Source organism: Rhodococcus sp. 21391 (genome assembly GCF_016772255.1).
Classification (GTDB): Bacteria; Actinomycetota; Actinomycetes; order Mycobacteriales; family Mycobacteriaceae; genus Rhodococcus_F; species Rhodococcus_F opacus.
Map to the genome: position 1 here is coordinate 7,214,683 of NZ_CP063781.1, position 20,590 is coordinate 7,235,272.

Annotated in this window: 17 protein-coding genes; 12 read left to right on the forward strand and 5 right to left on the reverse strand. The window is 67.9% G+C overall.

The window, feature by feature from the left end:
- The first annotated feature begins 95 nt into the window (after positions 1-95).
- The 4 genes from GO592_RS33500 to GO592_RS33515 all read left to right on the forward strand — a co-directional run bounded on the left by GO592_RS33500 (position 96) and on the right by GO592_RS33515 (position 4,740).
- Positions 96-1,463, forward strand: coding sequence for a hemolysin family protein (locus tag GO592_RS33500; protein ID WP_007297838.1), 1,368 nt, complete (start codon positions 96-98; stop codon positions 1,461-1,463).
- Entirely contained in the window at positions 1,456-2,469 is a 1,014-nt protein-coding gene (locus GO592_RS33505) for a hemolysin family protein (protein ID WP_007297837.1), read from the forward strand. The genes GO592_RS33500 and GO592_RS33505 overlap by 8 nt, the downstream gene beginning before the upstream one ends.
- A 55-nt stretch (positions 2,470-2,524) precedes the next feature.
- Positions 2,525-3,055, forward strand: a complete 531-nt coding sequence (locus GO592_RS33510) for a hypothetical protein (RefSeq protein WP_193385480.1) — start codon at positions 2,525-2,527, stop codon at positions 3,053-3,055.
- 224 nt (positions 3,056-3,279) lie between these two features.
- A complete protein-coding gene (locus GO592_RS33515) occupies positions 3,280-4,740 on the forward strand; it encodes a PepSY-associated TM helix domain-containing protein (protein WP_039951457.1) in 1,461 nt (486 codons plus the stop codon).
- Positions 4,741-4,770: 30 nt separating this feature from the next.
- On the opposite strand, the gene GO592_RS33520 is transcribed toward GO592_RS33515, so the two are convergent.
- The gene (locus GO592_RS33520; RefSeq protein ID WP_005254630.1) at positions 4,771-5,439 is read right to left on the reverse strand and encodes an AIM24 family protein; all 669 of its coding nucleotides are present in this window, start codon (positions 5,437-5,439) and stop codon (positions 4,771-4,773) included.
- Positions 5,440-5,460: 21 nt separating this feature from the next.
- A complete protein-coding gene (locus GO592_RS33525; protein ID WP_007297835.1) occupies positions 5,461-5,937 on the reverse strand; it encodes an Lrp/AsnC family transcriptional regulator in 477 nt (158 codons plus the stop codon).
- A 135-nt stretch (positions 5,938-6,072) separates the two neighbouring features.
- Between GO592_RS33525 and pdhA the strand changes: the two genes are divergently transcribed.
- From pdhA to GO592_RS33550, 5 genes are all read left to right on the forward strand, one after another.
- Entirely contained in the window at positions 6,073-7,209 is a 1,137-nt protein-coding gene (pdhA, locus tag GO592_RS33530; RefSeq protein ID WP_007297834.1) for a pyruvate dehydrogenase (acetyl-transferring) E1 component subunit alpha, read from the forward strand.
- 4 nt (positions 7,210-7,213) lie between these two features.
- Entirely contained in the window at positions 7,214-8,218 is a 1,005-nt protein-coding gene (locus GO592_RS33535) for an alpha-ketoacid dehydrogenase subunit beta (RefSeq protein WP_007297833.1), read from the forward strand.
- The gene (locus GO592_RS33540; protein WP_039951456.1) at positions 8,215-9,447 is read left to right on the forward strand and encodes a dihydrolipoamide acetyltransferase family protein; all 1,233 of its coding nucleotides are present in this window, start codon (positions 8,215-8,217) and stop codon (positions 9,445-9,447) included. The genes GO592_RS33535 and GO592_RS33540 overlap by 4 nt, the downstream gene beginning before the upstream one ends.
- Complete coding sequence (gene lpdA, locus GO592_RS33545) at positions 9,447-10,820, forward strand: dihydrolipoyl dehydrogenase (RefSeq protein WP_007297831.1); 1,374 nt, start codon at positions 9,447-9,449, stop codon at positions 10,818-10,820. The genes GO592_RS33540 and lpdA overlap by 1 nt, the downstream gene beginning before the upstream one ends.
- Positions 10,821-11,047: 227 nt before the next feature.
- Positions 11,048-11,482: a VOC family protein gene (locus GO592_RS33550; protein WP_007297829.1), complete on the forward strand. Its 435-nt coding sequence runs from the start codon at positions 11,048-11,050 to the stop codon at positions 11,480-11,482.
- A gap of 12 nt (positions 11,483-11,494) precedes the next feature.
- Here the strand turns inward: GO592_RS33550 and GO592_RS33555 are convergent, their stop codons facing one another.
- A complete protein-coding gene (locus GO592_RS33555) occupies positions 11,495-12,331 on the reverse strand; it encodes a nucleotidyltransferase domain-containing protein (protein WP_039951445.1) in 837 nt (278 codons plus the stop codon).
- A gap of 38 nt (positions 12,332-12,369) precedes the next feature.
- On the opposite strand from GO592_RS33555, the gene GO592_RS33560 reads away from it, so the two are divergent.
- Positions 12,370-12,765, forward strand: a complete 396-nt coding sequence (locus tag GO592_RS33560; protein ID WP_005254606.1) for a VOC family protein — start codon at positions 12,370-12,372, stop codon at positions 12,763-12,765.
- An 8-nt stretch (positions 12,766-12,773) separates the two neighbouring features.
- Here the strand turns inward: GO592_RS33560 and GO592_RS33565 are convergent, their stop codons facing one another.
- Positions 12,774-13,919 carry an FUSC family protein gene (locus GO592_RS33565; RefSeq protein WP_007297827.1) on the reverse strand — a complete coding sequence of 382 codons (1,146 nt, stop codon included), beginning with the start codon at positions 13,917-13,919 and terminating at the stop codon, positions 12,774-12,776.
- 309 nt (positions 13,920-14,228) lie between these two features.
- Here GO592_RS33565 and GO592_RS33570 point away from each other — a divergent pair, with 309 nt between their 5' ends.
- The gene (locus GO592_RS33570; RefSeq protein WP_007297826.1) at positions 14,229-16,601 is read left to right on the forward strand and encodes an arylsulfatase; all 2,373 of its coding nucleotides are present in this window, start codon (positions 14,229-14,231) and stop codon (positions 16,599-16,601) included.
- Between the two features lie 51 nt (positions 16,602-16,652).
- On the opposite strand, the gene GO592_RS33575 is transcribed toward GO592_RS33570, so the two are convergent.
- Entirely contained in the window at positions 16,653-17,735 is a 1,083-nt protein-coding gene (locus tag GO592_RS33575) for a M48 family metallopeptidase (RefSeq protein WP_007297825.1), read from the reverse strand.
- A gap of 333 nt (positions 17,736-18,068) precedes the next feature.
- Between GO592_RS33575 and GO592_RS33580 the strand changes: the two genes are divergently transcribed.
- Complete coding sequence (locus GO592_RS33580; protein WP_007297824.1) at positions 18,069-20,408, forward strand: transketolase-like TK C-terminal-containing protein; 2,340 nt, start codon at positions 18,069-18,071, stop codon at positions 20,406-20,408.
- Positions 20,409-20,590 lie beyond the last annotated feature (182 nt).

Consider the following 20,590-nt stretch of genomic DNA (forward strand, 5'->3'; position numbering starts at 1 on the left):
TACAGAGAGAGCCATGACCAGCGCTTCGCGCCCCGAAGACCCAGCCCGCCCCGGAGTGATCACCGCACTCCCGGACGCACCGCGGGGGTGAACACATGGTGACCGTCCTGAGCATCGGCTTCGGCGTCGTCGTCGTATTGCTGATCACCGCCCTGACCGGCTACTTCGTCGCCCAGGAATTCGCATACATGTCGGTCGACCGCTCGCGGCTCAAAGCCCGGGCCGAGGCGGGAGACGCGGGCGCCGCCCGCGCCCTCGGCGTCACTCGCCGCACCTCGTTCATGCTCTCCGGCGCCCAGCTGGGCATCACCGTCACCGGCCTGCTCGTCGGTTATGTCGCCGAACCCCTGATAGGACGCGGCCTCGGTGAGCTTCTCGGCGGTGTCGGCATCCCCACCGCGGTCGGGATCGGCGTCGGCGCCGTCCTCGCCGTCCTGTTCTCCACCTTCGTCCAGATGCTCTTCGGGGAGCTCGTCCCGAAGAACCTGGCGATCGCCCGGCCCGAACCGGTGGCGCGTTGGCTCGCACTGTCGACCACGATCTACCTGAAACTCTTCGGCTGGTTGATCTGGCTGTTCGACCAGTCGTCGAACCTGCTGCTGCGCGCGCTGCGGATCGAGCCGGTCCACGACGTCGAACACTCAGCCACCGTGCGGGACCTCGAACACATCGTCGCCGAATCCCGCGACGCCGGTGAGCTGCCGCGGGAACTGTCGACCCTGCTCGACCGGATCCTCGACTTTCCGACCCGCACCGCCGGGCACGCGATGATTCCCCGCGCCCACGTCGACACCGTCCGGGCCCACGATTCCCTGAGCAGTGTTCTCGAGAAGATGGGTGCGGGCCACACCCGCTACCCCGTGGTCGGGACTTCCTCCGACGATCTGCGCGGCGTCATCCACCTCCACGACCTGCTCGGCGAGCAGGCCGACGGTCCGGCCGCGTCCCGGGCCCGTTCGGCCGTCGTCGTGCCGACGTCGCTGCCGCTGCCCGCCGTGCTGGAACAGCTGACGGCGGCCCGGGACGAAATGGCGCTCGTCGTCGACGAGTACGGCGGGTTCGCCGGTGTCATCACGATCGAGGACCTCGCGGAGGAACTCGTCGGTGAGATCGCCGACGAACACGATCCCGACGGCGGCGTCTCCGTGACGGGGTCCGAATCCGAAGGCTGGACGATGCCCGGCGATCTGCACATCGACGAGGTGGAGCGCATCCTCGGACACGACCTGCCGCCCGGCGACTTCGAGACGCTCGCGGGTGCCGTCATCGCCGAGTTCGGCGGGCTCCCCGTCGTCGGTGACGCCGTCGCGATCCGATTGAACCCGGATCCGGCCGACCTGATCAACGACGCCGACCCACCCGTCCGCACCCTCGACGCCGAGGTGCGGACAGTCGACAAGCACGTCCCGTCCTCGCTGTTCGTGAGGCTCCGCATCCTGGAGAGCGACTCGACCGATGGGTAATCCGTGGGTCATCGTGCTCGTCACCGTCGGGTTGATCGCGGCCAGCGCGTTCTTCGTGGCGATCGAATTCGCGTTGATCGCTGCCCGCCGCCACCGGCTCGAGGACGCCGCCCCCACCAGTAGGGCTGCCTGCGCGGCTCTGCGCAGCGCATCCGAGCTGTCCGTGCTGCTGGCCGGATCCCAGCTGGGCATCACCGTCTGCACCCTCGCGCTCGGCGCCGTCACGAAGCCGGCCGTGCATCACTGGCTCACCCCGGCCTTCGAGGGGTGGGGTGCCCCGCTGTGGCTGGCGGACGTGCTCGGATTCATCCTCGCCCTGATCATCGTCACGTTCCTGCACCTTGTCGTCGGTGAGATGGCACCCAAGTCGTGGGCGATCGCGCACCCGGAGAAATCGGCGACACTGCTGGCGATCCCGATGCGCGGATTCATGTGGGCCACCCGCCCGCTGCTGCTGGTGCTGAACCGGATGGCGAACCGGTGTCTGCGAAGGTTCGGCGTGGAACCGGTCGACCAGGTGGGCGCCGGGCAGGGTCCCGACGCGCTGCGTCACCTCGTCGAGCACTCGGCGACCGTCGGCACGCTCGACGAGCGATACCACGGCCAACTGACCAGCGCCCTGGAACTCCAATCGCTCGCCGTGCGAGACATGGTGCGGCCGAACACCGCCCCGAGCAGTGTCGCCCCGGACGCCACCGCGGCGTCGATCAGGGTGGCCGCGGATCGGAGCGGCCACCTCCGACTGCTCGTACGCGACGAGGACGGGATCAAGGGGATGGTGCACGCCCGGGACAGCCTGCGGGCCGGCGCCGCAGTCACGGCCGCCGACCTCATGCGCCCGGTGCTGACCCTCGACGCGGACGCTCCCGTATACGAGGCCCTGCACACCATGCGCGAGACCCGCAGCCACCTCGCAATCGTCACCGACAACGAGCAACTGACCGGTGTCGTCACCTTGACGGACGTCCTCGCGCGACTGCGCCCGGCGGCAGGGGCTTCCGCCTGACCGGTTTCGCACACCGCGGCCGGGCTGGGCATCGCGGAAGCGGTACCCTCGCGGGGTGACATCACGGTTGGATGTGGTCGCGCGGGTGCGCGGCTCCGTCGTGGGTTCACTGTCCGGCGCGGTCAGCATCGCCGCGCACGGCATCGCCGGAGGCGGAATGCCCCCGAGCGATGGCTCGGTGGTGCTGCTTCTCGCGGCGTGCGCCGCAGTCGGGGCGTCGGTCGCCGCCGTCCGGGTGCCCCGCCGTGAATGGTTGTTCGTGCTGTCGGTGCTCGCTGCGGGCCAGCTGATCGGCCACACCACACTGGCCTTGGCCGCCGATCATTCCCATGGTCTGGGGCTTTCCACCCCGATGATCGCCGCGCACCTCGCCGCGATCGCAGTCGCCGCGGTGCTGGTCCGGTCCGCCGAACGCGCCTGCCTGAGGGCATTGGCGGCGTTGTCGCGGATCGTTCTCGCAGTCCTGGCCCCGCTGCAGGTCGATACCGGCACCTGGACGGCGACCCCGGTCTACCGCGCGAAGCTGTCGTTGTGGCTGCTGGTCGCCGCGGGCGCCGGCACCCGCGGACCACCCGCTCTCGTCTAGTCGAATCCTTCTCACCGCCTTCCCGGCACACACACCAGACGTGTGGTCGCCGGTCCGGCGTGTCCTCACACGGCATCAGCAGACTCCCACGCGAGTCCCGGTGCCGATTCCTTCCTGAGTCGGCGCATCCCTGACGTGTCACCTCGAGTTGCCCAGCGCACCCTGTTGTGCGCGACCTCGACGGCGCCGGGTGCCCGTCTCACCCGATTCGAAGCGAGATCGTCATGTCCATCCCTGAACTCGAACGCGACACACCGGTCGCGTCCTCCCCGGCGTCGAAGGTCTCCTCGCCGCCGCGCAGTTTCCGGCCACTGATCCTGCGCCTGCACTTCTATGCGGGGATCCTGGTGGCCCCGTTCCTGGTGATCGCCGCGGTCAGCGGCGGCCTCTACGCCCTCGCGCCGTCGGTCGAGCAGCTGGTCTACCGCGACTACCTGCACGTCGATTCGACCGGCCCGGACCTGCCGATGTCCGAACAGGTGCGGGCCGCGCAGCAGGTTCGCCCGGATCTCGCCGTCGCCGCCGTGCGCCCGGCGACCGAAGCGGGTGACACGACGCAGGTGATGTTCACCGATCCCGGGCTGGGCGAGTCCGAGCGCCGCGCGGTCTTCGTCGATCCCGTCACCGCGGAGTCGGTGGGCGAGCTCGTCGTCTACGGCAGTAGTGGGGCGTTGCCGATGCGGACCTGGATTTCGCAGTTGCACCGGCACCTGCACCTCGGTGAGCCCGGCCGCATCTACAGCGAGCTCGCCGCGTCGTGGCTGTGGGTCATCGCGCTCGGTGGTGTGTACCTGTGGGTGCAGCGCTACCGCACCACCCGCGCCCGCAACGCGGACGCCGCCAGGCTGTGGACGCTCGACCGGTCGAGCCGCGGACGCAACCGCACCCTCAGCTGGCACGGGGTGGTCGGCATCTGGATCGCGGTCGGTCTGGTGTTCCTCTCGGTCACGGGTCTGACGTGGTCGCGGTACGCGGGGGCGAACGTCGGCGAACTCCGTACCGCCCTGAGCTGGACCACTCCCGAGATCGACAAGAAACTGGACTCGGCGCCCGCCGCCGGCGCCGCCGCATCGGGCGGTCACGACGGGCACGGCGCCGGGCACACCCCCGCGTCGGATACGGGAATCCTCGACCACAACGTGGGCGCACTCGACACCGTCCTCGACGTGGCCCGGCAGAGCGGTGTCACCGGGGCTGTCGAGGCGACCCTTCCCGCCGACGCGGGCACCGCGTTCACCGTCACGCAGACCCGCGAACCGTGGCAGTTCTCGACCGATTCGATCGCGGTCGACGGGGCCACGGGCGCGGTGACGGACGTGTCGCGATTCGGTGACTGGCCGCTCGCCGCGAAGCTGACGTCCTGGGGCATCGCCCTGCACATGGGATTGCTGTTCGGCCTGCTCAACCAGCTGGTCCTGGCCGCCCTCGCGGTGGCCTTGCTCGCCGTGATCGTCCGCGGCTACCTCCTGTGGTGGCGGCGCCGGCCCACCCCCGGCACCACCCGGGCGGTCGGCAGGCCGCCGGTGCGGGGCACCTGGCGTCGAATCCACCCGGCCGCGGCCGTGGCGGGGGCCGCCTGCGTCGTCCTCGTCGGCTGGTTCGTCCCGCTGCTCGGCGTCAGCCTCCTCGCGTTCCTGCTCGTCGACGTCGCGGTCGGCGCCCTCGCCCGCACCCGGGCAGGGTGATCGACCGGGGCACCCGTGCGGCCGCGGTGGTTACGGCTTGGGAACCGGGTGCCCCTCCGAGGCCTGGACGACGACGATGCCGTTTCCGGTGAGACACAGCTGATATGCCTCACCGGAACCCCGGCCGATCGCGGCGCCCATCTTCGCGGTCTTGCGGATCGTCGAGTGCAGGCCTGTCGACCACAGCACCGCGCTCTGCATGTCGACGTAGGTGGGGGTGTCCACGTTCAGGACGACGGGAGTGCCGTAGATGGTGACGGCGAGGACACCGCGGCCGGTGAACGTGGTGTTGAACAGTCCGCCGCTGAGCATCGACGCGCCCTCGACGCGGTTGATGTCCCAGTTCAGGGAACTGTCGAACGCGAGGACGTTGGAACCGCTGACGGTCACCGACTCGTCCTCGAGTTCGAGCAGGAAGATTTCGTCGGCGTCGCGGGCGAGGAACACGTCGCCGCTGCCGGAGACCTTCATCAGCGACATGCCCTCACCGGTGAAGGCCTTCTTGAAGAACTTCCCGACACCTCCGCTGCCCTGGTAGGCGAAGTCGACATCCCCCTGGTAGGCGACCATCGATCCTTGCCGGGCAAAGAAGTGACCGCTGGTTCCGGCCAAGTCCACCTTGAGCATTCGGGGATTCTGTAGCACGAAGGTGCCCGGGTCACCACTGCGTTCCGCGTTCTTCATCAGGTCGCTGCGCATGACGGAATCCTATCCGTCCCGTCAACGGACCCATTCCGGTCCGGGCCCGTTGGCTTCCTCGAAGATCAGCCACGTCTTGGTCGACTGCACCCCCTCGAGGCTCTGCAACCGTTCGAGGACGACATGACGCAGTGCGCTGTTGTCCGGTGCGCGCACCAGGACGAGAACGTCGAAATCGCCGCCCAGCAGCGAGAAGTGCTCGACGAAGGGCAGTGTTCGGAGCTGGGTGGAGATCCCCCGCCACGAATCCTGCCGAATCGAGAGGGCGATGAACGCAGACGAGCCGAGTCCCGCCTTGGAGTGCGAAATCCGGGTGGTGAAGCCTTCGATGATCCCCGCCTCCTGCAACCGCTCGATGCGGACGTAGGCGTGCGCGCGGGAGATGTGCGCCTTCTCCGCCAGCGCCCGCATCGAGATGCGGCTGTCGGCGACGAGTTCCTTGATGATGCGCCGGTCGATGGCGTCGAGTTCATACGTGTCCGCTGTGCCGCCGGCCATCTGTCCATCCCTGCTGTGGTCGCTCACACTCCGGTGAGACATTCTGCTCCCGATGAGCCGATTCTAGACCGTTTGTCTCTGATTCCGCCTTGTCGTTGTCGATAGGTCGTTCAGTTGCGAGCATTGACGAACACAATGCATCTGGAGGTAGACGTGACGCTCGTAGAGCCGCCCCTGGCGACGCCGTATCGGAAGTTCCTTCCCGCCGAGTGTGCGGTGCAGTATCTGGACGCGGCCGGCGAGCTGACCGAGAGTGAGGCCCGGTATCCGAGGCCGAGCGACGACCGTCTGGTCGAGATGTACCGGAACATGGTGCTGGGCAGGCGTTTCGATCAGCAGGCGACGGCGCTGACCAAGCAGGGCCGGTTGGCTGTGTACCCGTCGTCGCGTGGTCAGGAGGCCTGCCAGATCGCGGCGGCGATGAGCTTGCAACCCGGCGACTGGATGTTCCCCACCTACCGCGACTCGGTGGCGCTCGCCGCCCGCGGCATCGATCCGGTCGAGATCCTCGGCATGCTCGCCGGCGACTGGCACTGCGGCTACGACCCCGCCGCCCACCGCAGCGCCCCGCAGTGCACCCCGCTGGCCACCCAGTTGTTGCACGCGACCGGTGTGGCCTACGGCGAACACCGCAAGGGAAACGACACGATCGCCCTGGCGTTCTGCGGTGACGGCGCGACCAGTGAGGGCGACTTCCACGAGGCCCTCAACTTCGCCGCCGTGTTCAAGGCCCCGGTGGTTTTTCTGGTACAGAACAATGGATTCGCGATCAGCGTGCCGCTCGCCCGGCAGAGCGCGGCGCCCACATTGGCGCACAAGGGAGTCGGCTACGGAATCGGCTCCGAGCAGGTGGACGGCAACGACCCGGTCGCCATGCTCGCCGTGATGGACGAGGCCGCGAACTTCGTCCGGGCCGGCAACGGTCCGGTCATCGTCGAAGCTCACACCTACCGGATCGACGCGCACACCAACGCCGACGACGCCACCCGCTACCGCGACTCGTCCGAGGTGGAACAGTGGCTCGGCCGCGACCCGCTGGCCCGGCTGGAGAAGTACCTGCGCGGGAAGGGACTGCTCGACGACGAATCGTCGGCAGCCCTCACCGCGGACGCCGAGGCCGCCGCATCCGCGCTGCGTGCCGGCATGAACGTCGACCGGCCCACCGACCCGATGGACCTGTTCCGGTACGTCTTCGCCGAGCAGACCCCGCAACTTCGAGAGCAGCAAGCGCAGGCGGAAGCCGAACTGGCCGCCGAGTCCGAGGAGAACTGACACCATGCCCGTGCTCACCATGGCCCAGGCCCTGAACACCGCACTGCGCGACGCCCTCGCCGCCGACGAGAACGTCGTCGTCTTCGGCGAGGACGTCGGCGCCCTCGGCGGCGTCTTCCGCGTCACCGACGGCCTGACCCGCGACTTCGGCGACAACCGGTGCTTCGACACCCCGCTCGCCGAATCCGGCATCATCGGCTTCGCGATCGGCATGGCGATGTCCGGGTTCACGCCGGTCGTCGAAATGCAGTTCGACGCGTTCGCCTACCCGGCGTTCGAGCAGATCGTCTCCCACGTCGCGAAGATCCGGAACCGCACCAAGGGCGCGCTGTCCGTGCCGATCGTCATCCGAATCCCGTTCGCGGGCGGCATCGGCGGGGTCGAGCACCACTGCGACTCCAGCGAGGGCTACTACGCCCACACCCCCGGACTGAAGGTCGTGGCCCCGTCCACCGTCGAGGACGCCTACACCCTGCTGCGCGAGGCGATCGACGACCCCGACCCGGTGATCTTCCTCGAACCGAAACGCCTGTACTTCTCCCGCGCCGACGTCGACCTCGCGGTGGGCGCACCGATCGGGCAGGCCGCCGTCCGGCGTCCCGGCCGGGACGCGACCATCGTCGCGTACGGACCGTCGGTGACCGTCGCGCTCGAATCCGCCGAGGCGGCCGCGGCGGAGGGTCACGACATCGAGGTGATCGACCTTCGGTCGATCGTGCCCTTCGACGACGAGACCGTCATGGCATCGGTCCGGAAGACCGGTCGCTGCATCGTCATTCAGGAGGCGCAGGGATTCGCCGGTGTCGGCGCCGAGATCGCCGCCCGCGTCCAGGAACGCTGCTTCCATCACCTGCACGCGCCGGTGCTGCGGGTCAGCGGATTCGACATCCCCTACCCGGCGCCGAAACTCGAACGCCTCCACCTGCCGAGCGTCGACCGTGTCCTCGACAGCGTCGACCGGTTGCAGTGGAACGACTCCGCCGACACCCGCTGGGCGGTGACCGCATGAGCAACCAGGTCTTCCTACTTCCCGACCTCGGCGAAGGACTCACCGAGGCCGGCATCGCCGAATGGAAAGTCCGGGTCGGCGACACCGTCACCGTCGACCAGGTGGTCGTCGAGGTCGAAACCGCGAAAGCCGCGGTCGAGGTGCCGATTCCCTTCGAGGGCACGGTAATCTCCCTGCACGGCGACGAAGGCTCGACGCTGCAGGTGGGCACCCCGCTGATCACCGTCAGTGGAACACCCGCCGCACACGAGCAGCATCGCGAAGAAGAACGAGCCGGCTCGGGCAACGTCCTGATCGGCTACGGCACCAGCGAGGACACGCGCCGGCGTCGCCGACGCGTCGGCGTGACACGCGAGCTCACACGGCCGGAACCGAACCGCGCCGGTATTGCGCCACGGGTCATCTCGCCGGTCGTTCGCAACCTCGCCCGGAAGAACGATCTCGACCTGTCGCGGCTGCCCGGGAGCGGTCCCGGCGGTGTGATCAACCGCGCCGACGTCGAGAAGGCACTCGCCACCACACCCGCGCCAGCCGACGTACAGCGGATTCCGATCAAGGGCCTGCGGAAAGCGGTCGCCGACAAGCTGTCGACGAGCCGACGCGAAATCCCGGACGCGACAACCTGGGTCGACGTGGACGCCACCGACCTCCTCGCCGCCCGCCGGGCTGTCAATGCCGCCCTCGACGCCGACACCGGCGTGAGCCTGATGGCCCTGCTCGCGCGTCTGGCCCTCGCGGCGCTGAAGCAGTACCCGGAACTGAACTCGACCGTCGACACCGAACGCAACGAGATCGTCCGATACGGTCACGTCCACCTCGGCATCGCGGCGCAGACACCGCGAGGCCTGGTCGTCCCCGTGATCGAGCAGGCCGACTCGCTCACCACCGTCGAACTCGCCCGGCAACTGCGCGACACCACGGTGCTGGCACGTGAGGGGACGCTCCCGCCGGCACGGCTGACCGGTGGCACGTTCACCCTCAACAACTACGGCGTCTTCGGTGTGGACGGCTCGACCCCGATCATCAACCATCCCGAGGCCGCGATCCTCGGTGTCGGCCGCATCATCGACAAACCGTGGGCCGTGGACGGGCAGTTGGCCGTTCGGAAGGTCACCCAGGTATCGCTGAGCTTCGATCACCGGGTGTGCGACGGCGGCGTCGCGGGCGGATTCCTCAGATTGTTCGCCGACTACATCGAGAACCCGATCACCGTGCTGGGGAGGCTCTGATGACCACCACCCACAGTGACGTCCTGATTCTCGGTGGCGGTTCCGGCGGCTACGCCTGCGCCTTCCGCGCCGCGCAGCTCGGGCTGTCGGTGACGGTGATCGAGGCGGACAAGATCGGCGGAACCTGCCTGCACCGGGGCTGTATCCCGACCAAAGCGCTGCTCCATTCCGCCGAGGTCGCCGACACCGCGCGGACCGGTGCCGCGTTCGGCGTGCGAATGACGTTCGACGGCATCGACATCGAGGCGGTGCACCAGTACAAGAACGGCACGATCGATCGGTTGCACAGGGGACTGCAGGGCCTGGTCGCCCAGCACAAGATCAGCGTCGTGAGCGGGCACGGAAAGTATGTCGGAGACAGGACGATCGAGGTGGACGGCACCCGCTACACCGGGACGTCCGTCGTTCTCGCGACCGGCTCCTACGCCCGGACGGTGCCGTCCATCGAACTCGGTGAGCGCATCGTCACCAGCGACGACGCATTGAATCTCGGGTTCGTCCCGAAGAGGGCCATCGTTCTCGGCGGTGGCGTGATCGGCGTCGAGTTCGCCAGCGTCTGGGCGTCGTTCGGCGCGGAAGTGACGGTCGTCGAGGCGCTTCCCCGCCTGGTTGCGGCGGAGGATCCGTGGTGCTCGAAGCAACTCGAACGCGCATTCCGCAAGCGCGGTATCGCCGCCCGCACTGGTTTGACCGTCGCGGCGGCGAAGGAAACCGCGGACGGCGTTCTCGTGGAACTCGAGGGCGGCGACACCCTCGAGGCGGAAATCCTGCTGGTGGCGGTCGGGCGTGGTCCGCGCACCGGCGACAGTGGATTCGCGGAACACGGAATCACGCTGGATCAGGGGTTCGTCGTCACCAACGGGCGGCTGCGCACCCACGTCGACGGGGTGTATGCCGTCGGCGACATCGTGGCGGGACTTCAACTGGCGCACCGCGGATTCCAACACGGGGTGTTCGTGGCGGAGGAGATCGCCGGCCTCGATCCCGTTCCCGTGGCCGAGCATCTCGTTCCGCGGGTGACGTACTCGCACCCCGAGGTCGCGTCCGTCGGCCTCACCGAGGATGCCGCCCGCGAAAGGTACGGCGACGTCACGTCCGTCGTGTACGACCTCGCGGGCAACGGCAAGAGCCAGATTCTGAAGGCGTCGGGTGGGATCAAGGTCGTCCGAGCCGGCGACACCGGACCGGTGGTCGGTGTGCACATGGTCGGCGACCGCGTCGGCGAGCTGATCGGTGAGGCCCAACTGACCGTCGCCTGGGAGGCCCTGCCCACCGATGTCGCGCCGTTCGTCCACGCGCACCCCACCCAGAACGAAGCGCTGGGTGAAGCGATGCTCGCGTTGTCGGGGAAGCCACTCCATACGCACCGCTGACCGCATTCGATCCGCGTCGGGGAAGATCGCGCACTCGTCCGCGGTTGATACCGGGTGATCATCGAGAAGTTCCGGCAGGACTACTCGACGCTCGTCCGCGTCACCCCGGACCGGTTGCGCGGCTGGTAACCCCGAGTTCTGGGCAGAACGACGGCAACGACGTCCCCGATGCGCCACCATCTGATGCGGAGCAATTCGCTCCCCACCGATACGGAGGAACTCGCATCATGGACTGGACACTCGAAGTGGTCGTTCTGCCCGTCAGTGACATCGATCGTTCCGTCGCGTTCTACCGCGACAAGCTCGGCTTCCATCTCGACCACGACACCACCAACGAGCACATGCACGTCGTTCAGCTGACCCCCACCGGTTCGGGCTGCTCGATCGTGATCGGCGATCTCCCGTCGCAGACGGAGATGGCACCGGGGTCGATGAGGGGACTGCAGTTGGTGGTCGCCGACGCCGCCGCGGCCCGCCAGGAGTTGCTCGATCGGGGTGTCGAGCCCAGCGAGATCACCGTGTTCGACGAGCGTGACGGGGGAACCTTCTTCGGATTCGCCGATCCCGACGGCAATACGTGGGCGGTCCAGCAGATCAAGGCGCGGGCGGAGAAGCCGCTGATTCCGGTCGAGGCCCGGGGGCGGTTCGGGGAGAACGGCTGAGGGTTCGCACGCTCACGTCAGGGGACAGGCGTTCCGGGTGTCGTCGACGAGTTGTTCGGCCAGGGTGAGGGCGGCGGTCAGTTCGCCGGGCGTCGTTCCGAGCCGGCCGAGGACGGCGTGAGCGCGAGCGGTGAAGTCGGTGGGTGCGTTCGGCAGGGCACCGGCGGCGGCCACAGCCCCCTTCTCGTTGATCACCCAGCGCCGGGCGTGCGCGTGGAGGGCGTGCGCGCACAGGCACACCGTGCGAAACAGGCAACCCGCCACATACGTCGCATCGGCACGCGGGATCGCCTTGCGGGCCAGCATGGTGACGAAGTCCGCCTCCCACAGTCGCCGCACCAGGGCTTCACGCAGGAGGTCCGGGTAGTGCTGCATGTCGGCGTGGAGCGCAGCGATGCGTCCGGACGGATCGGCGAGGATCACCGCCGATGCGAGTTCGCCCGCGTACGCGAAGTCCGCGAACCCGAACGGGTGACCGGTCTGGGCGTGAAACCCGTACACACCCTGCTGGGTGTCCTGCCACACCGCGGTCACCCGGTCGAGGTCGCGGTACAGCCAGTCGACCGCCCGGCCGTCGATCGACAGCCACGCACCACTGTCGACCCACGGTACCCACTCACGCGTCCGGGTCGCCGATGCCCCGGCACCCGCCCACTCCCGCGCGAGGTCGTTCAGCCCGTCGGTGTCGAGGGCCCCGCGGTAGTAGACGCCCAGGTCGTAGTCGGATTCCGCCGTGTGTGTCCCTCGGGCGCGGCTGCCGCCGAGGGTGACGCCGACGACGCCGCCGACGCGACACAAGCGTTCGGCGAGGGGTCGCAATGCCAGGTCCTCGAAATCCACCCCCCACATCGTCCATCCCGGCCCGGCGCAGCGGATAAATTCGGTTCATGCTCATCTTGGGAACGACCGTGATCGGGGCACGCGACGTTCGGCGTGCAACCAGGTTCTGGACCGAGGCACTCGGATTGACTGCGCTCCCGCCCGTCGGCGACAACGGCTTCACCAACTTGACGCAGCCCGACGGCCGGCCACTGCTGGCGATCCAGCAGAGCGAACACGACGCGGAACCCGAACCGCGACTGCACCTCGACCTGCACGCCCGCGACAGCGCGGATCAGGCCGCGGAAATCGAACGGCTCGTCGGTCTCGGCGCGCAGAGGGTGCCGTGGGACCGGTACCCCGAGGAATCGGACTTCGTCGTGCTGGAGGACACCGAGGGCAACCGGTTCTGCGTCATCGACAACTCTCGCGCGCCCGAACAGTGCCGGCTCGAGATGTCCTGAGTCTTGCTCTACGCGGCGCCCGCGTAGTGGGCGGGGCGGGGCAGCATCGGCCGGCAGACGGCACGGGGGATGCCGCACACTTCGAAGAAGTCGATGACGATGGACCGGACCTGCGCGGAGACGACCGCTGCGGAGAACCCTGCCGAGATCTCCTGCTGCGGCAGTGAGCGCGCGAATCGCTCGAGTTCGTCGCTGATCTGGATTTCGTTGGGCTTCTTCGCGGGAGTCGCGAGAATCATCAGCCGCATCCGGTCGGCGAGGTGCGCCAGCTCGGAGATGGCGTCCGCCAACTGCGGGTCGACTCGTTCGCCGTCGTACGTGGCGATCAGGGCGCGCCGCACCAGGACCCGGGTGTTGCGTGCGGCGTTGTCGATCGGGTCGGCAATCGATGCCAGCCGGCCGATGCGGCGTCGCCCCCGCCAGTGAATCGGTGAGATCCGGGCCACCTCGGATCCGGAGCGGAGTTCGACGCGCATGCTGTCGATGGTCGACTGCGTCGAACGGGCAAGTGCGAGAGCATCCTCCAGCGCGGAGACATCACCCGCGGCCAGTCCCTTCGACGTCTGCCGGAGGGCTGCGGCCACGCTGTCCAGCACAGCGGCGGCGCACCGGCGCGTCCGCCGCACAGGGTCGGTGGGCAACACAGACAGCGCCACCAGGCTGAGCGCACCCCCGATCAGTGCGTCCACGACACGGTCGAACGGGTGGGCGGCGGTCGCGGATGCCATGGCCGCGACCAACGCCGCCGACGAACCCGCCTGCAGGACGATCACCGAACCACCGTCGAGGAGCACCGCAAAAGACATCGCCACAGCCACCACAAGGCAGATCTGCCACGGCCCGTTGCCGATGTACCGCACGACGACGTCCGAGACGATCGTTCCGATGGTGACACCCGCGATCAACTCGCCGGCCCGACGACTGCGGGCACCCCGCGCGACGCTCAGGCATACCACCGCCGCCAACGGAGCCAGCAGCGGCTGCTCGTGTCTAGCCACCTCGACCGACACCCACCACGCCGCCCCCGCGGTGACCGCCGTCTGCGCGATCGGCACCAGGTACCCCGCGAAGCGAAGCAACGCGACGTGCACTGACGGCAGAGCGGTGGAGCCGACCCTTCGGAGAAAGGCGAGTATCGAGATGAGCTGGAGCACAGTGGTACAGCTTTCTGGACGGTCACACGTGGGCAGGAGCACATTCTGTAGAGCCTGCCGACACCGACGACCGCCGGTGGACAAGCCTTCGCAAAGCTTGTCCTGGATTTCTTACGCCGGTGTAAAAGTCGCGGCTTTCATAGCGCAGATCACGTTTTCCATCTGGTTTCGGGCGATTCAGGTCACAGCCGACTGCTGAACGTGGCTTGAAATCTTCGTGATTCAAACCACTCACCGCCATCGTGAGCGACCCTACGATTTCCCCACATATGTGGGGAATCTGTCTCCGTGAGTGAAGGGGTTGCACGCATGCCCGAAGTGGAAAGTGACCGAATCCGAGGTGTTGCCGGTCAGCAGCAGCTCCCTCCGGGTGCGCGAGGGTACGACGGATTCGGCGGACATATCGGGCGGACGAGTGCGGAGTCGACGCCGTGGTGGGCGCCGGAGACGAAAGCCCTCGCCGGTGCGCCGAACATCGTGGTCATCCTCATCGACGACATGGGCTACTCGGACATCGGACCGTTCGGCTCCGAGATCGACACGCCCAACCTGAACCGGCTCGCCGACAGCGGCTACCGGCTGTCGAACTATCACACCACCTCGGTCTGCTCACCGGCTCGTGCGGCGCTGCTCACCGGCCTGAACCCGCACCGCGCCGGCTACGGCAGCGTCGCCAACTTCGATCCCGGCTTCCCCGGACTGCGGATGGAACTCGCCGACGACGCGCTCAGCCTCGCGGAGATTCTGCGTGCGAACGGGTATGCCACGCACGCGGTCGGCAAGTGGCATCTCGCGCGCGACACCAACCTCGCGCCGGGTCGCACCCGCGACTCCTGGCCCCTGCAACGTGGATTCGACAGCTACTACGGCTCCCTCGAAGGGTTGAATTCGTTCTACTACCCGAACGAGTTGATCTCGGACAACTCCGTGGTCGACGTCGAGGAGTATCCGTCGGACTACTACGTCACCGACGACATCACGGACAAGGCCGTCTCGCGGATCAAGAGCCTGCGCGCACACGACGCCGACAAGCCGTTCTTCCTGTACTTCTCGCACATTGGGATGCACGGACCGCACCAGGCCAAGCCCGAAGACCTGGCCAAGTACCGCGGCCGCTACACCGAGGGCTGGGACGCAGTGCGACGCAGCCGCTTCGACGCGCAGCTCGAGGCAGGCTTCTTTCCGCCCGGCACCCAGATGGCCGAACGCAACACCGAACCCGGCTACGACGCGCCGCCGTGGGACGAGCTCACCGAAGAGGAGCAGCTGCGGTTCGCCCGGTACCAGGAGGTCTATGCCGCGATGGTCGACAGCATCGACCAGAGCGTGGGGCGGGTGCTCGACACCCTCGACGAACTCGGCGAGACCGACAACACCATCATCGTGTTCACGTCCGACAACGGCGGCACCGCCGAGGGCGGCGCGGCGGGAACACGTTCGTACTTCAGTCAATTCGTGCACGGGCCGGTCCCGTCAGACTGGGTGCGCGACGTTCCGCACGACGAGGAACTGATCGGCTCGGAGAAGATCGGCGTCCACTACCCGCGCGGCTGGGGGCAGGCGTCGAATACCCCGTTCCGGTTCTACAAGGGGCAGACGTTCGCCGGTGGTGTCCGGGTACCGTTCCTGCTGTCCTGGCCGGCCGGTCTCGGGCGCGCCGACGGTGACACCGGACTGCGCAAGCAGTACTCGTACGTCACCGACATCACCCCGACGCTGCTGGATCTCGCCGGACTCGAGACTCCGAGCCACCGGAACGGGCTGCCAGCCCAGGAGCGTGACGGTGTCAGCATCGCCGGCGTCCTACGGGACGCCGCGCAGCCCACCCCGCACACGGAGCAGTACGCCGAGTTCGGCGGTCACCGCGGGTTCTACCGGGACGGCTGGAAACTGCTGTCGCTGCACATGGATCCGACCCGGGTCGACGATCCACAATGGCAGCTGTTCGACGTCGAATCCGACCCCGCCGAAACCACGGACGTCGCGCATCTCTTCCCCGAGAAGGTGCGAGAACTCGCCGAGGCGTGGGATCGAGCGGCGTGGCACAACACCGTGTTCCCGATCCTCAACGACCGCAAGGCCGTGCAGCGGCGACCCGACGAGCGTCGCCTCGCGGAGCCGGTGAAGATCCTCGCGGGCACGCCGACGCTGGAACGCTATCGGTCCAGTGTGCTGATCCAGTACCGCGACTTCGCCATCGACGTCGCCACCCATGCGATCGCTGCGGGCGACGAAGGCGTGCTCGTCGCGCACGGTGACCCGCACGGCGGATACGTGCTGTACGTCGAGGACGGCCGGATCGTGTTCGCGGTCAACAGCTACGGCCGCGTCGCACACACCTCCGCGCCCCTCGGCGCGGATGTGGTGGGCGTGCAGGTCCGGGCGGAGGCCACCGAATCCGTCCGGTGGAACTTCACCGTCTCCCTCACCGACTCGACCGGGGTCACCACCGACGTGGCCACCCTCGACGACCAGTTCCAGCTGGTCGGCATGGCGCCGTGGACCGGGATCTCGGTGGGCGTCGACGCCCGCGGACCCGTCGTGTGGGATCTGCGTGAACGCCGTGGAACCTTCCGATTCACCGGCAGGCTGCGGTCGGTGACCTACACCCCCGGGTCCGTGCGGGTGCCCGAACCGGTCATCCAGGAGGTCGAGGAGCTGGCCGAGGCGATGGCCGACTGACCGGATCGGTCGGGCGCGCGAAACCGCGCCCGACCTCCGGTGGATTCGCGGCTAGTTGTCGCTGTCGGAATCCTTGTTGCCGTCGGAATTCCTGCGCCAGTGCGTGAACCGCTCCTTGATGTCCGCCGCGACGTCACCGACGCCGTTTCCGACGGCGTCCACGGTGGTGCCCAGTCCGCTGCCGATCTCGCGGAGCATGCGGATCAGCGGGTCGTTCGAGGTGTCGAAATTCTGTTTGTACGATTTCGCGGCCTTACGGAATTCTTCGCTGATCTTGGCATCGTCATCCTCGCCGCGACGCGGGTATTCGCCACGCAGGATGGCTGCGTAGGCGCCGCTGTCCACCCACTTCTTCAACTCGACGGCACGCAGCACCGAGAACGGGTGGGTGAGCAATTCGATGTTGAGGAGCTTGAGAACACCGTCGCGCAGGTCGCCGCTGGCGTCGTACTCCGCGGCCTGGGCCAGGAAGGCGTCGGTGTCGATCTCACTCACCCGAGAGCCGCCTGCCAGTTTCAGCTGCACGCGGAGGGCGGTGTGGACGTCCTGCCCGCACAGCAATCCGGCACGGTCGCCGGACAGTTCCGATTTGCGCTGCCATTCCATGAGCGCGGCGATGATCGCGCGCAGCGCCCACCCGCCGATCGGAATCCAGCCGATGGTCCCGGCCAAGCGCATCAGATGCATGAGGATCGTGCGATACACCGCGTGCCCCGACAGCGCGTGCCCGAGTTCGTGACCGATGATGAACCGCTGCTCCTCGAAATTCATCACGTCCAGCAGTCCGGTGGTGACCACGATGAACGGCCGGTCCATGCCGATGGTGAAGGCATTCACGACCGGGGTCTGCAGCACGAACAGCTCGGGCGTCTCATCGGCGCCGAGAATGTGCACGCAGTCGCTGCGCAGGTCGTGGAGATCGCTGAACTGCCGTTCGTCGACGCGCACGGACGTGGCCAGGTACATCAGACGGTGCTGGCGCTCCTGCAACAGACCCGAGATGGTCCGGAAGACCGTGTCGAACCCCTTCAAGGTGCGCAGGGTGACCAGCGCCGCCCGATCCGCCGGGTGCTCCCACGCACGCGAGCTGATCTCCGGGAACGCCGTGCGGACGCGGTCTGGTGTGGTGGTCAAGCATTCCCCTGGGTCGGTGTGCGCGGTGCAGTGCCCTCCCGGTCAGGGTAGCGCCGGACGGTAGCGGCGGCGGTCGTGCTGGGCATTTTGCCAACCGCCGACCACGGCGGCTGCTCCGGACATGCGCAGTATGCTCAAACGTGACGCTCGGTATTGCTCAAAGTGCGTTCCGGTGGTCGACTGTTGTGCGAGATCTGCACACGAGACCTCGAAGATGCGGTGAGGTCGGTTCCCACAGGTCCGCCTTCCCGTCACCGCCGATCCGCCTCGCTCACGAACTGGGCCGAGGAGGATCGGATTCGGTGCCAGGAACTCACAGGCAAGGACGAAGCAATGAACGACGCCCGTACGATGGACGACCACACGGCGCAGCTCACCCCGCGCGCGGCCACTCCGGAAGCGCTCGTGGAGATCGAGAAGCGCGTGCTCTGGTTGGCGACGTCGATGATTCACCACGCCAACCGGGTTCGCCCGAACCCGACGGGGTTGAAGGTGGGCGGGCATCAGGCGTCGTGTGCGTCGATGGTGTCGATCATGACGTCGCTGTGGTTCGAGCAGCTCCGGTCCGGTGACCGGGTGTCGGTCAAACCCCATGCCTCGCCGGTGCTGCACGGCATCAACTACCTGCTCGGTGAGCTGGACGAGAAGTATCTGACGACGTTGCGGGAGTTCGGTGGCCTGCAGTCGTACCCGAGCAGGTTGAAAGATCCTGATCCGGTGGACTATTCGACGGGTTCGGTCGGGATCGGTGCGACGGCCCCGATCTGGGGTGCCATCGCCCGCCGCTACGTCGACACCACGATCGGCGGCGCCGGCACGGGCCGGCAGTACTCCCTCGTCGGTGACGCCGAACTGGACGAGGGCGCGGTGTGGGAGGCGATCCTCGACACCTCCGTGTCCGAACTCGGTGAGATCGTGTGGATCGTCGACCTGAACCGGCAGTCCCTGGACCGGGTGGTGCCGAACATCGCCGCGGGCCGGCTCGAGGCCATGTTTGCTGCCGCCGGGTGGCAGGTGATCACCGTGAAGTTCGGGACCCTGCTCGAGTCGCTGTTCACCCGGACCGGCGGGCCGGCACTGCGGACCCGGATCCTGGACATGCCCAACCCCGAATACCAGCGGCTGCTGCGGTGCGACGCCGAGCAGGTGCGGGTGCGGCTGCCCGGCGACGGCCCCGACGCCGCCGCGATCGCGTCGCTGATCGCCGAGTTGGACGACGACACCCTCCTCAAAGCGATCCGCAACCTCGGCGGCCACGACCTCGACGCCCTCCGCGCCGCCTATGCGCAGATCGACGACACCCGCCCGACGGTGATCATCGCGTACACCATCAAGGGCCGCGGCCTGCCGACGCAGGGGCATCCGCAGAATCACTCGTCGCTGCTGACGGTAGAGCAGTACGAGCAGCTCGCCGCGGAACTGGGTATGGACCCCGCGCACCCGTGGGCCCGGTTCGACGCCGACAGTGCGGGGGGCCAGGCGTGTGCGGCGACCGCGGACAGGTTGCGGCGGGAGAAGATCGAATTCGGCACACCGCCCGCGGTCCCGACCGATATCGGCCGCACCCCGTCGGGGACGTCCACAACGCAGGCGGCGTTGGGTCGGGCGTTGCTGGATCTGTCCCGCGAGGCCCCCGACGCGGCGAAGCGGGTGGTCACCGTCAGCCCGGATGTCTCGTCCACCACCAACCTGGCGGGCTGGCTGAACAAGGTCGGGGTGTGGTCGCCGCACGAGCGGCGTAACTGGTTCGACGACGACGCCGAGACGATCATGCACTGGCGGGAAAAGCCCACCGGACAGCACATGGAACTCGGCATCGCCGAAACGAACCTGGTCGGCCTGATGGGTGAGCTCGGTGCCACGTGGAGTCGGTGGGGACAACCCTTGTTCCCGATCGGGGTGATGTACGACCCGTTCGTCGAACGGGCGCTGGAACCCTGGTCGTACGGCATCTACGCGGGTGGGCAGTCGATCCTCGTCGGCACCCCGTCCGGGGTCACCCTCGCCGCGGAGGGTGGGGCACATCAGTCGATCAAGACCCCGTCGATCGGCCTCGAACAGCCCGGCTGCGTCAGCTACGAGCCGGCGTTCGCGATCGACGTCGAATGGACCCTCCTCGACAGCATCTCCCGGTTGGGACGGCCGGACGGCACCTCGTCGTACCTGCGGCTCTCGACCCGCCCGGTCGACCAGACCCTCGCCGCCGTCCCCACCGATCCCGCCGCGCGGGAACGTCGCCGCCGTCAGGTGGTCGCCGGCGCCTACACCCTCCGGCACACCGACAATCCGGCGGTCACCCTGGTCGGCATGGGCGCGGTGATCACCGAAACCCTCACCGCCGCTGACCGGTTGGCCGAACAGGGCATTACCGCGGACGTCGTGTGCGTGACCAGTCCCGGATTGTTGTTCGAGGCGGTCCAGGCCCGCCGCGGACTCGCCGACGGCCCGTCGTGGATCCTCGACCAGGTGTTCCCCGCCGGCCGGGCGGCGCCGATGGTGACCGTCCTCGACGGGCACCCGCACACCCTCGCCTTCCTGACAGGGATCAACCACGTCCCCGGTGCCGCGCTCGGCGTCAGCCGGTTCGGGCAGGTCGGTTCCCTCGACGACGTCTACCGCTACCACGGCATCGACACCGACAGCATCGTCCGCGCCGCCCTCGACCTCTCCTGAACGACCCCTCTCCTGAACGAACGGGACGCTCGTTGCGTCAGATCGAACGAGCGTCCCGTTCGTCCAGGGAGCGCAATACCTTTTGGGTATCAAAAGATCCAGCACTAGTGTTGGACTTGAATGGTTGACGCTCCTAGTCTTGGGGACACAGCGCGCACCGACGGTGACGCGATTGCGAACGA